The sequence below is a fragment of the Streptomyces qinglanensis genome, from assembly GCF_900111245.1.
GTDB lineage: Bacteria > Actinomycetota > Actinomycetes > Streptomycetales > Streptomycetaceae > Streptomyces > Streptomyces qinglanensis.
Genome location: NZ_FOGO01000028.1, coordinates 1 through 11,637 on the forward strand (window position 1 = coordinate 1; position 11,637 = coordinate 11,637).

At 70.0% G+C, this 11,637-nt stretch carries 11 protein-coding genes; 7 read left to right on the forward strand and 4 right to left on the reverse strand.

Translation table 11 applies throughout. The features are described from left to right. A partial coding sequence (locus BMX65_RS33895) for a DUF2637 domain-containing protein (protein ID WP_143081906.1) occupies nt 1-138 on the reverse strand: 138 nt, incomplete at its 3' end. A gap of 307 nt (nt 139-445) precedes the next feature. On the opposite strand from BMX65_RS33895, the gene BMX65_RS31000 reads away from it, so the two are divergent. Then, nucleotides 446-1,690 (forward strand): ParA family protein, encoded by a 1,245-nt coding sequence (locus BMX65_RS31000; RefSeq protein WP_075003680.1) that lies wholly within the window; start codon nt 446-448, stop codon nt 1,688-1,690. Beyond that, nucleotides 1,687-2,790, forward strand: coding sequence for a ParB/RepB/Spo0J family partition protein (locus BMX65_RS31005; RefSeq protein WP_075003681.1), 1,104 nt, complete (start codon nt 1,687-1,689; stop codon nt 2,788-2,790). Before BMX65_RS31000 ends, BMX65_RS31005 begins: the two co-directional genes overlap by 4 nt. Before the next feature lie 187 nt (nt 2,791-2,977). On the opposite strand, the gene BMX65_RS31010 is transcribed toward BMX65_RS31005, so the two are convergent. Continuing rightward, a complete protein-coding gene (locus BMX65_RS31010; RefSeq protein ID WP_239502314.1) occupies nt 2,978-3,190 on the reverse strand; it encodes a hypothetical protein in 213 nt (70 codons plus the stop codon). Nucleotides 3,191-3,557: 367 nt separating this feature from the next. On the opposite strand from BMX65_RS31010, the gene BMX65_RS31015 reads away from it, so the two are divergent. The 5 genes from BMX65_RS31015 (at nt 3,558) to BMX65_RS31035 (ending at nt 10,535) form a co-directional block, all read left to right on the forward strand. Next, nucleotides 3,558-5,831, forward strand: a complete 2,274-nt coding sequence (locus tag BMX65_RS31015) for a DnaB-like helicase C-terminal domain-containing protein (protein ID WP_075003682.1) — start codon at nt 3,558-3,560, stop codon at nt 5,829-5,831. Then, the gene (locus BMX65_RS31020; protein ID WP_075003683.1) at nt 5,831-6,421 is read left to right on the forward strand and encodes a transcriptional regulator; all 591 of its coding nucleotides are present in this window, start codon (nt 5,831-5,833) and stop codon (nt 6,419-6,421) included. Before BMX65_RS31015 ends, BMX65_RS31020 begins: the two co-directional genes overlap by 1 nt. Nucleotides 6,422-6,453: 32 nt before the next feature. Beyond that, nucleotides 6,454-9,051, forward strand: a complete 2,598-nt coding sequence (locus tag BMX65_RS31025; protein WP_075003684.1) for a DEAD/DEAH box helicase — start codon at nt 6,454-6,456, stop codon at nt 9,049-9,051. A 723-nt stretch (nt 9,052-9,774) separates the two neighbouring features. Beyond that, nucleotides 9,775-10,227 (forward strand): helix-turn-helix domain-containing protein, encoded by a 453-nt coding sequence (locus BMX65_RS31030; RefSeq protein WP_075003685.1) that lies wholly within the window; start codon nt 9,775-9,777, stop codon nt 10,225-10,227. A 50-nt stretch (nt 10,228-10,277) separates the two neighbouring features. Then, nucleotides 10,278-10,535: a replication initiation protein, RepL2 gene (locus tag BMX65_RS31035; protein WP_075003688.1), complete on the forward strand. Its 258-nt coding sequence runs from the start codon at nt 10,278-10,280 to the stop codon at nt 10,533-10,535. A gap of 171 nt (nt 10,536-10,706) precedes the next feature. Here BMX65_RS31035 and BMX65_RS31040 read toward each other — a convergent pair whose 3' ends face one another. Further along, the gene (locus BMX65_RS31040; RefSeq protein WP_420856850.1) at nt 10,707-11,204 is read right to left on the reverse strand and encodes a nitroreductase family deazaflavin-dependent oxidoreductase; all 498 of its coding nucleotides are present in this window, start codon (nt 11,202-11,204) and stop codon (nt 10,707-10,709) included. A 77-nt stretch (nt 11,205-11,281) separates the two neighbouring features. Continuing rightward, the gene (locus BMX65_RS31045) at nt 11,282-11,521 is read right to left on the reverse strand and encodes a hypothetical protein (RefSeq protein ID WP_075003686.1); all 240 of its coding nucleotides are present in this window, start codon (nt 11,519-11,521) and stop codon (nt 11,282-11,284) included. Nucleotides 11,522-11,637 lie beyond the last annotated feature (116 nt).

The following is an 11,637-nucleotide window of genomic DNA, read 5'->3' on the forward strand; positions in this document are numbered from 1 at the left end:
GAAACCTTTCCGCTCGGCCAGATCACGGACCGCCGCGTAGGAGCCCGCGAAGCCGATCGCCGCGATCACCACAGCACCCGCCACCACGACGGCGACAAGGGTGCGCTGCAGCTTTGCCGCGCCCGCTGCGCTGTGCATCCCGGTACCCCCTGTTCGCCCTGCGGGAAGTCTCTCACCGGCGAAATCGCCGCCCGCCCGCGGTGGCATGACGGGCCGTCGACGCGCGACTCCGCATCGGGCCGACACGCGTGAACGCACTTGGTGGGGACCACTGGGTTCGTTTCCGGCTGCCCCGGTATGGCTGCCGTCCAGTGCCCGCCGGCACGGGTCCCGGGGCCGGCGCCCGGAGCTTTACCGCGGTAAAGCCCACTCCGCACACCCATCCGGGGGATTTCCTAACGCGCCAGTGCGTTCTTCTGCCTCATGCGTTAGTAAGGTACCTTCCATGAGTTCTCCAGCCTCCGGCGACCGCGAGAAGGTCGTCTCCAAACTGCCGGGATGGCTCCGGCAGAACCTCAAAGTCAGAGCGGCTCAGCACGGAGTCGAGATCCAGAGCGCCGTCGAGCAGGGCATCGACGCATGGCTCGCGTTGGCCGCCACACCCAGCACCGTCGAGACGGTCGGGGCCGACTCCTTCTCCACCTTTCTCCCTGTCGGCCAGTGGGACCGGTTCCGGCAGACGGCAGGCGACCGGAAGGTCTCTCTCATCCAGGGCCTGGCCCAGTCCGTCGAGCTGTGGCTCGAGAAGAACCCCGCGCCCACCGTGCCGTCGGCGAAGTACCCCCGGCGCCGCATCGTCTGCAACCAGAAGGGCGGTGTGGGCAAGACCGCGGTGACTGCCGGCCTCGGAGCAGCGCTGGCCGAAGAACGCGAAGCACTGCACCCCGTGCGGATCTCCCGGCACTTCGCCGCCCAGTTGGAAGCCGTCTCCTCGGACGACCCGTTGGAGGTGGAGGATCTCCCCGGCCTGGGCCGTCGCACGCTGCTGGTCGATTTCGACCCCCAGCGGCACTTGACCACTCAGCTGGGACGGGAAGAGATTCCGATGGACTCGTCCATCGACAGCCTCAGCAAGCACATGACGGGTGAGGCCAAGGGAGACATCCACGACCTGGTGGTGCCCATCGAGGACGACCGCTACGGCGGCCGACTGGACCTTCTGCCGGGCTGCCAGGACGGTTTCCTCCTCGACGTGGCCCTCTCCAAGGTCCGATTCCGTGAAGCGGCGCTCGAACGTGCGCTGGCCCCGTTGGAAGCCTCCTACGACGAGATCATCGTGGACTGCCCACCCAGTCTGGGCCTGAGCATGGACACCGCCATCTACTACGGGCGGCGCCGCGAGGACGAGCCCGCGGGCAGCTCCGGCCCCCTGATCGTGGTCCAGGCCGAGGACAGCAGCGCCGATGCGTACGACCTCCTCGTCACCCAGATCGAGGACCTGCGCAACGACATGGGCGTGGAGATCGACTACCTCGGCATCGTGGTGAACCTCTACGACCCCCGCCGCGGATTCATCGCCACCTCGTCCCTGGAAGCCTGGATAGAGATCAAGGACCCGAAGGTGGTCGCTGTCATCGGCGACCTGACAGACCAGCGCAAGGCCGTACGTCTCAAGCAGCCGTTGCTGTCGTTCGCCCCGCGCGGCGAGCAGGCAGCCACCATGCGCGCACTGGCCAGGGAGATCTCATGAGCGGCCGCGTCGCAGACCAGCTCGGAACAGGAGCTTCGTTCGGCCGGACCCGGGGCGGTGTCAGCGCCCGACGCCAGGCCGTCGCCGCCACGACCGGCGCCCCCACCACCGGCGCCCCCGACAGCCGGCTGCGGACTCTTCCGCTGGCGCAGTTGGTGCCCACCCGATTCAATCCGCGCCGGAACTTCGGCTCGGAGGAGACGCTGCTCGAGTTCGGAAAGCGGCTCAAGGCCAAGCAGTTGCAGCCTGCCGTCGCTGTCACACGCGAGGCGTACCTCGCGCTGTGGCCGGACGAGGCTGACGCGGTGGGCGAAGCCGCTTACGTCATCGCCAACGGGGAGCGGCGCTACCGGGCGAGCCTGGCAATCGACCTGCCCACGTTGGAAGTGGTCATCGATGACGAGGTGGCCCGCTCCCGCGGTGACTTCCTGAACGCCATCCTCTCGGAGAACAACGACCGCGAGGACCTCGACCCCATCGAGCGGGCGCTGGGTCTTCAGACGATGGTCGACGAGCTCGGCGGGAAGACCAAGGTCGCCGAGTACTACGAGAAGTCCGCGGGCTGGGTGACACAGCAGCTCTACTTGCTGGATCTGGCGCCCGAACTGCAGGAACTGGTCAGCTCGGGCGAGCTTCCGGTCCGCGAGACCCGGGCCCTGGTGAAGTTGCCCACGACCGAGCAGACGGCGGCCTGGAAGGCGCGTTCGGCGAAGCGCGAAGAGGAGAAGACACAGCCCAAGCCGCGGCGCGGGAAGCACACGGCTGAGGCGGGCGCCGAGCGCGACGGCACCCAGCAGAGCGAGAGCTTTACCGCGGTAAAGGAGCAGTCGTCCGACAGCCCGGCAGCGGAGGACCACAAGACCTTTACCGCGGTAAAGGCGGACGACGAGCCTGGAGAGGGACCCGGGACTCCCCTCCCCCCGCTTCCCGACCAACGACCGGCCCCTGCCGAGGTGAAGGGGGAGATTCCCTGGGCCGACCCGGAGGCCCTGTGCGGGCTGTTGGTACAGCAGATGACACGCGCGGACCGGGTCGCACTGACCAGGATGCTGATCGATGTGAACACGAGCGACAAAGGGACGGGCACGGGTCCGTCCTAGCGTCTGAACGCACCAGCGTCAGCCCCCGCACCTGACAGCCCTCGGCCACCGCCGGAGAACAGGCTCCCTGCAGAAACGGCCCGGCCTCCTCGTCGCTGACGTAGGAGAGCCGGGCCTTCCGGTGTCGGCAGGAGCGGTGGCCGCTCTCGGCGGCAGACGAGGCTCGAGCAGCCGATCAGCGCATCGGTCAGCGGTATCGCAGCAGACGGAATCCGCAGGCGCCCAAAGCGTTCAGGTCCGTCACCGGATCCGCTGAACTGTCGACGAGCGCTGTGCGGCCCTCCGCTGTGCGGAAGGCGTTCAGCAGCAGCCCCACGCTCTCCCGGCCCCGCGCATCGAGGCGCCGGACCCAGACGAGTGCGCGGGCACCGGCAGGCAGCGTGGCCAGTTCGTCCAGCACGGCTGTCAGCTCGGTGTGCGTGGACGTGTAGATCTTCCACCCGTCCGGGCGTTCCGCGGCCGTCCCGGCAGAGTGGGGGAGAGGACATGCAGCTCCTCGAGGATCCGCCGGTGTTCATCGGGAGGGAGAGCCGGAGACGGCCTGCCGGCGGACGGCGGCGGCCGCGTCGCCGTTCGCCGGCAGACCGTCTCCGGACGGGCCTCGAGGCGCTCCGTCCCCGTACCGGCGCGGCCGCATCCGCATCTGCATTCACGTTCCGTCGGTCCATTAGCCTCCGAGCCGGGAAGCCTGCCTTCGTCAATGCTTCATGCGTGCACCTACGACGTATCTACCACGATAGGATGGTGCTCCGAGCGAGGAGGCTTTGATGGATGCGACGCTCTCGCAGGCGCGTGAGCAGTGGAGCGAGGTGGTCGAGCGCCTGCAGCAGGGCGAGGAGATCGTGCTGGTCAACTCCAAGAGCGGGCAGGCCGCTGTGCTGCGCCCCCCGGAGAGGCCGGACCCGCCCGGCCCGAGGTGGTCGAGTTCGAAAGCGCGGCAGGAACTGGGCAGTCTCGTCGCTGCCGCCCAGGACGGGGTTCAGGTACTGACGGTGGGCGGGCAGCCCACTGCCGCGGTCTCCTCGTGCAGCGCGCCACGTACCGGGCGCCCGCAGCCCGACACCACGCCGGGTGTGACCGGGCTCGGCGACCTCCTGGACGTCCTGCTGGACGCCGAGCCGGGGACAGCGGGCCTCTCCGCCGGCGTCCCGGCGCTGGACCGCGCCGCGGGCGGTCTGGCACGGGGGAGCCTCACCCTGGTCGCCGCACCACCGAACGCGGGCGGCAGCCTCCTGCCGCTCCAGGCAGCACGCACGGCCGCCTTCGACCCCGAGCAGCCCGTGCCCGTGCTCTACGCCCTCTCCGGCGTGCCGCTCCAGGTCGCCGCCCGTCGTCTGATCTCGGCCGAAGCCTCCGTGCCCTACGCGCAGTTCGCCGCGGGCACCCTCACTCCGGAACAGCGGCAGGCCGTAGCCGGTGCGGAGGGGCGTTTGCGAGGCGCCCCGCTGTCGTTCACCCGGCCCGAGCCGACCGCGCAGACGATCGCCGAGGAGGCGTCCCGGATCGAGGCCCTGGGACTGGTGGTGGTCGACCGCCTTCAGCGCACCCGCGTGGACAACACCCCGCTCTCGGGCCGCACCCTGCCGGCCGCGGTGAAGACTCTGGCCCGCCTGGCCGCAGACCGGCAGGTGGCTGTGGTGGCGCTGCTGGACACCGACGACGCCTTCCTGGTGGAGCAGTTGGGTGCGGACCGCGTCCTCCACCTCACCCGCCCGGGCGACGGCACGACGGCCCGGATCACGGTCACAGCCCGCGACCTGGGCCCGCTCGCGGCGGTCGAGGTGGCGCTGGACATGACCCACCTGCGCCTGCTCGATCACACCCCGGCCCCCGCGCCCCTGGCGCCGGTCGCCTCTTCGACGACCGCCCCGCAGGCAAGCGTCGCAGCCGGGGAGGCAGCCGTCCCGCCTCCGGCACGGCACCCGGCGGCCGGGCCCCCTCGGCGGGCCGGCAACACGCCGTCCCGGACTGCCGGCAGCAGGTCGTCGACGGTGGCGAAGTCCGGCGGGACGGTGGCCGAGCTGGTCGAACGAGTCGAGGGCAGGGTCCGGACCGTGCTCGCGGAGACCGGGGGAGAGGTGACCGAGGCGGTCGCGCAGTTGCAGAAGACCGCGATCCCGGACGTGATGGACCTGCTGGAACAGAGCCGCGCCGGAGGACGGTACGACTTCCGCAACTACCCCGACCTGCCCGACATCCTGCACAAACGCGGCCGCCAGGAGGCCGACGCCGTCTGGGAGGCACGACCGCGCTGGACCGCCCCACCCGAGGTCCTCGACCAGCTCGGCGACCAGGTGGTGACCGGGCTGGACATCAACGGCGCCTACCTCAGCGCCCTGAAGGCCCACCTGCCCATCGGGCAGCTCGAACACCATCTCGGCCCCGACGAGGGCGGCCCCGCCCATGACGCCAAGCGCTCAGGCGTCCACCTGGTGACCCCGCCCGAGTGGGAGCACCCGCACCTGCCCGGCCCGATCGGCGACCGGGAGGAACCCGGCCGGATCTGGATCACCGAATCCACCCTCCGCCTGCTGCTGCGCCTCTCCGGCCCCAAGTACAGGCTGTGCGAGCGGCCGCTGATCCACGAGTCGTGGACGTCGGGCTCCACCGAACAACTCCTGGAGTCCCTGCGCCGGGCGCTGGTCCAGGCCCGTACCAACGCCCTCGCCGCGCAGTCGGCCGAGGGCGAGGCGGCCTACGAGTACGTCAAGGCGATGTACTCCAAGCTGGTCTCGACGATGGGGGAGTCCAACTACAACCGGGACCTGTACCGGACCGACTGGATGCACATCATCCGCAGCCAGGCGTTCGCGAACCTGTGGCACAAGGCATGGCAGGCACACCAGGCCGGGCTCACCGTGGTGCGGATGATGGGCACCGACGAGCTCCACCTGGCCGGTGACTGGCGCACCGCCGCCGTCCCGGGCAAGGACACGCCGCTGTTCCCCGAAGGCCGCGAGGTCACCGCGGTCAAGCCCAAGCAGGTCTACCGTCTTGAGAAGGTGGCCGAGGGCAGCTACCGCGAGCGGGAGGCCGTGTAATGCCGGACAGGACCCTCAACTTCGGCCTCTACGGTGCCCGGGGCCGCAGGAGCGCCGATCTCGCGGGCGAAGTGCTCGACCGGCTGGCTCTGGAGGGCGGGATCCGCTCGCCGGTGACCACCCGCCGCGGCCTGCACGCCCGGTTGAACTACCTCACCCATTCCCCGGCCGGATACCAGGCGATGCGGGACGCGGGCATCACCGTCGCCAAGGGCACCCTGCGCCGCTGGGTCCAGCACAAGCAGACTCCCAGCCGCGACAACCTCTCCCGGATCGACGCCGCCTACCGGGCCTACCGGCGCCGCAACGTGGCCCGCCACCTCCTCCAGCGGCTCAACGCCCGCGGCGGCACCCGAGTGGAGATCCAGCCCCTCGACCAGAGCGCCGTCGCCGACCCCCGCAAGCGGGTCATCCCCACGGACGTGGCCGGATTCAGAAGGCTGCGCATCCGCAACTGGGACCGGATCGTGGACGCCTGGGCAGCCGCGGACGACGAGGCGCTCGGCGACGCCTGGGACGACCAGCTCACCGACCTCGGATCGCAGTGGGGCCAGTACGAGTACGCCACCTCCGTCGGCTTCTCCGCCTGAGCGACGCACCACCGGAGCGGAGGGAAGCAGGCATGGAGGAGCGCACGGCGGACGGACCGACAGCGCTGCGGCGCCGGCAGCAGGAAGCCGTCGACGCAGCGGTCCTCGCGTTGGAGACGCCGCTCGGCGGTGTCCCTCCCGAGGGCCTGCGCACGCAGGTGATCGCAGCCCCGGGCTCGGGGAAGACGCTCATCGCCCACGAGGCCGCGCGCCGTCTGGAGCCGCGCGGGCGGGTGCTGGTGCTGGTGCCGACGCTGAATCTGCTGACGCAGACGGTGGAGCGGTGGCGCCAGTACGGCATGCGCGGCCCGGCAGTGGCGGTCTGCTCCCTGGACCGTGACCCGCAGACGCGCGCCTACCTCGCCGACGAGCTGGACGTGCGCTGCACCACGAACCCCCTCCGGCTCGCCCTGTGGGCCGGCACCGGGCCCGTGACCCTCTTCGCCACCTACGCCTCTCTCGTCGGGAACCCAGGACGCCGCAACACCGAGGAAGGACAGGAGAGCGAGGACGGGGAAGAGGCAGAACAGCGGGCGGTCGCCGGTGCCCTGGAACGGGCGCTGGCCGGCGCATTCGGGCAGCAGCTCGACGGGTTCGGCCTCGCCGTCGTGGACGAAGCGCACCGCACCGCCGGACTCGCCTCCAAACCGTGGGCGATCATCCACGACAACACCCGGATCCCGGCCGCCCGGCGCCTCTACATGACCGCCACCCCCCGCATCTACCAGGCGGACACCAGCGGCGGCGAGATGCTCGTCGCCTCGATGGACGACGAAACCCTCTTCGGGAAGCCCGCCTTCACCTACCCTCTCGGCCAGGCCATCGAGGAAGGCGTCCTGGCCTCCTTCGAAGTCGACGTTCTCGAGGTCCGCGATCCCGCACCACCCCACGACGACGCCGCGCTGGAGGAGCGCCGCGGTAGGCGACTGGGCGCCATCCGTGCCGCCACGCTCGCGCACATCGAAACCACGGGCGTCGTCAGCCTGCTGAGTTTCCATTCCCGCACACAGGAAGCCCTCTCCTTCGCCCGCGGCCTCCCCGACGCCGCCGACGAACTGCGCGCCACCGGCCGGTTCCCTGGCCAGGTGTGGGGCGAATGGCTGTGCGGCCTCCACCCGGCCGCCCACCAGCGCGCGACCCTCGCCCAGTTCGCCGACGGAGTGGACGCCGAGGGCCGCAAAACCGAGTTCCGAGTGCTGTCCACCTGCCGCCTGCTGGGCGAGGGCACCGACATCACCGGTCGCTGCGGCCTGGACGGCGTCCTGTTCGCCGACGTGCGCAGCAGCCCCGTCGACATCGTCCAGGCCGTCGGCCGCGCCCTCCGTCAGCAGCCGCACGAGGGCAAGGTGGCACGCCTGCTCGTCCCCGTGCTCCTGGCCGCCCAGGACGAGGGCCGCGACATGGCAGCCACCGCCGCATTCGACCCCCTGGTCGAGATCCTTCGGGCACTGCGCGCCTTCGACCCGCGGATCGTCGAAGACTTGGCGCTGCGCCCCGCCGGTCGCAGCGGCTCGCCGGAGGACGCCCTGGCCGACGACCCGGCCCGCGACTCCGGTCAGCAGGCCCGCACATCCGCCGGGGGCGGCGGGGCGACCGTCCAGGACCACACCCGGGAGGAGTCGCAACCTGGCGGGAACCGGCGGGGCGGACCGGCGCTGCTGCACTTCTCCCGCCGCGGACGCGACGCCGAACAGATCGCCCGGCTGGTCCGCACCCGCGTTCTGCGTCCCGAGTCCACGGCATGGCTGACCGGTCTGGAGGCCGTCCGCGCCTTCGTGGCCGAACACGGCCATGCGGACATCCCGTACACGGCCGGCGTCCCCCTCGGTGTGCGGCACCTCGACTATCCGGTCGGTCAGTGGGTCGCCGAGCAGCGCCGCGCCTGGCGGGCGGGGACGCTGGCCGACTGGCGGACCGAACTGCTGGCCGAGACAGGGTTCGTCTTCGATCCGCGCGACCAAGCCTTCACCCAGTTCCTGGACGTGTGCGCTCTCTACCACGCCGAACACCACACCCTGGCCGCCCCCAGGGACGCCGTCCTGGCGGGGCTGCCCGTGGGCGAGCGGCTGCACCAGGCCCGCAAGCCCGGAGGACTGGGCAAGAAGACCGACCGGGCGAGGAACCGCCGTGAGCGCCTGGAGTCCATCGACCCGGACTGGAACCCCGACTGGCCCCTGATCTGGCAGCGCCACTACGCCAAGGCCGACTGGCTCCTAGCCCAAGGCGCCACCCTGGCCGAGCTCCAGCCCGGCGTGAGCCTCGGCGGTGACGACATCGGTGCCTGGCTCGCCGAGCAGCCCGCAGCCTGGCACAACCTCCGACAAGGCCAGCAGGAGCGCCTGACCGCACTGGGCATCCAGCCCGCGGCCCACGCCGAACTCACCGAGCCTTCGGTGCCGGCCGGGGCGTCCAGGTGGGAGATCAACCTTGCTGCCGCCCGCCAGTTCAAAGCCCGCGAGGGCCATCTGCGCGTGCCCCGTCCCCACATCGAGGTCGTCACCGACGCCACAGGCCGTCCCCATCACATCCGGCTGGGCGTCTTCCGCAGCAACACCCGCAGCCATCACAGACAGCACAAGCTCACCACCGAGCAGACCCGTGAAGCCTACGAAATCGGCTTGCTCACCTGACCCTCCGTGAGGACCCCACGGCGGCAGCCCGCCGCCAGACTCTCCTGCCCCTGCCCGCCGGTGGGGGTGCTCACGCCCAAGGGCGGCTGCTCCTCAGCCCTGGCGGGCTTGCGGTGCCCCGCCGGAACCCGCGAGCGCCGCCGGCGAGCTCGGCTGATCGCAGAGGCGGAGAAGACAACGGCCTGAGCTGAGGGAGTGGTTGCTCGGGCATACGCGCGCCAGCCCGGTCGGGTGCGGCCTTCGTCGTGGCGTGCTTTCTGTGGTGCGGGTGAGGGGGAGCACCGTGCGAGGCCGAACTGGTGGGTCCGGGACTGCCGGTCCCCGGTTGCTGAGCTGCACGCTGTGGGCAGCCTGCTCCGCAGTTCGCCGACGCCTACAGCACAGGGTGCTGGCGCCCATGGCCGATCAGGGTCAGTGAAGTATGAGAGAGCGCACCCTCCACAAGCTGCCTGACCAGGTATTTTCCCGAATTGAAGCATGCTGGCCGATCTGGCAGGCAGTTCCCTGAACCGCATATAGCGTCTGAGGGATCGTTGTAGATGAACTTCACGTTCATCAACCGGGCCGACAATATTCCTGGTGATGACCGGATGCGAAAGAGCGAGAAGTTGAGCGACAAGTCCTGCAGACCGACCAGATCGACTCCTCGTTCATGTACGTTACGTTCATCAGGTCGGTCTCTGAGCCGCCCTGCACGCACGTGCCGACAGACGGAGGCCCCCAGTGGGAGCAGTACGCAGGCTGGTCGATGCCGAAACCGGCGAGACCATCCCCTATGCGCCGTACGCGTTCTCCGGCAAACACACGCAGGTCGACAAGGCACGGGTCGAGGCCATCACCGAGAGCAGGGCATTCACTCCGAGCCAGAAGTTCCTCGTCCTGTGGTGGATCGGTGTCTCACCCGAGGGAATGGCACCTCTGCGGGCCACAGGTGCCGACATCGCCCGACGGGTAGGGATGTCCTCCGACGCCGTCGGCAAGATCAACCGGAAGCTGGCCCGGCATCGCGTCATCGTCGTACGAGGCAGAATCGGCAACTACAACTTCTATCGGATCAGTCCCTACATCTCGTTCCACGGCACCGGCGTGGAACAACGCGAAGCGGTCAAGACGTGCAACCCGCCCGACATCCCCGGCTTCGACGCCACGACCCCAGCCCGGTGGGAGGCTCAGTGAACGACGAGGACAAGCACAGGACCCTGCGCCTCCTGCAGAAGACCGCAGGCATGACGGCCAACCAGCGGCTCGTCGTCATGCTCTACGCCGTGCACCCCACCGACAGGGCCGGCACGGTTGTCGAGACCGCCGCCGAGCTGGCCAAGCTCGTCGGGCTGTCTCCGACGGTCTTCTCCCGCACCCGGCGTCAGGTCATCGACGCCGGGTGGCTCGAGGAATCCGAGCGGCTGGCTCACATCCGGTACTACCGTCTCAAGCCGGAGGCGATGGGAGAGAACGTCGTCGTGGAGATGCGACGCGCCACCTGAGGGATTCTCCAGGCGTTGCTCATGAACCTCACGTTCATGAGCAACGATCCGTGGGACGCCCTCAGGTACGTCAGAGCAATCCACTCTCCTGGACCCGCCACCGCCACTCCTCCCGGCGCGGCCACCGCGACACCGCCGGCCGGGCCGAACCCCCGAGCCCCGAGTGCCGCTCTACGATTCGCGCGGGCTGAGGCGCACGAAGGGCAGTCTGCGCCCGACCGCCCGGTAGTCCCCCTGGGTGCCGTCGACGGAGAAGCCCATGAAGCGCACGAGCTTCCGGGCGGTTCGGGGGTGGCGGGGTGCGTAGCGGGCCATGAAGTCGCCGCCCTCCTCCGTGTCGAGCAGGTGTGCGGTGACGGGGAGGGTCCGCACGCCCACCTGGATGCTTGCCTCGGGTGTGGCGAGGAGGTTCTGGTACCAGGCAGCCTTGGGCCCGAACCCGGAACAGACCACGTAACTGCCGTCTGCCCGGTCGTGCTCGACGACCTCGATGACGACCCGGCGCGGTTTCCCCGAGACACGTCCCGTGTGGTTCAGCAGGAGCAGTCGGCCGCCGAAGAGCCACCCCAGACGCAGCCGATAGAAGTGGATGGGGGCTCGGAAGAACATGCGGCGGATGCCGGTGGGCGGGGCAGGGCGCTTGACGATCTCCATGACGGTGTCCTCCATACGCGGTCGAGAATGCCTGTGCGTCGCCGGGGGGATGACGCTCTTTGAAAACGGCCATCCGCGGACCAGGGGTCACCTCACACCTGCTCACGATTCCCCAGCTGCGGAAGACTGAGATTGTCTCCGTGGACGGTGCCGCAGCCGCTGCTGAGGGCCGGTTCGCGATCCGCCGCCGAGTTGAACTCCTGCAAGCTGGACGCGGCGATCGCGTAGTCGTCAGACCAGGAGGCCGCGGTGGACTCCCAGACCTGTCCGCTGTCTCCGATCGAGAACAGGTCCCCCGGCGTTGCCGGCGAAGACCAATGCGCCAGATTCACTGTCAGAGGAAGGACTGCATCAGCCTCGTCAGCGCCGCGTCGGCCTGCTCCCACCAGGACCGAATCCACTCCGCCTCAAGCCGCTCACCAGGCACGTCTCTCTCTCTCCCCCCCCC

What these genes read in the sequence shown, in the direction of transcription:
- BMX65_RS31000 (WP_075003680.1), top strand. Translation starts at nt 446, where the DNA reads ATGAGTTCTCCAGCCTCCGGCGACCGCGAGAAGGTCGTCTCCAAACTG.
- BMX65_RS31005 (WP_075003681.1), top strand. Translation starts at nt 1,687, where the DNA reads ATGAGCGGCCGCGTCGCAGACCAGCTCGGAACAGGAGCTTCGTTCGGC.
- BMX65_RS31015 (WP_075003682.1), top strand. Translation starts at nt 3,558, where the DNA reads ATGGATGCGACGCTCTCGCAGGCGCGTGAGCAGTGGAGCGAGGTGGTC.
- BMX65_RS31020 (WP_075003683.1), top strand. Translation starts at nt 5,831, where the DNA reads ATGCCGGACAGGACCCTCAACTTCGGCCTCTACGGTGCCCGGGGCCGC.
- BMX65_RS31025 (WP_075003684.1), top strand. Translation starts at nt 6,454, where the DNA reads ATGGAGGAGCGCACGGCGGACGGACCGACAGCGCTGCGGCGCCGGCAG.
- BMX65_RS31035 (WP_075003688.1), top strand. Translation starts at nt 10,278, where the DNA reads ATGACGGCCAACCAGCGGCTCGTCGTCATGCTCTACGCCGTGCACCCC.
- BMX65_RS31040 (WP_420856850.1), bottom strand. Translation starts at nt 11,204, where the DNA reads ATGGAGGACACCGTCATGGAGATCGTCAAGCGCCCTGCCCCGCCCACC.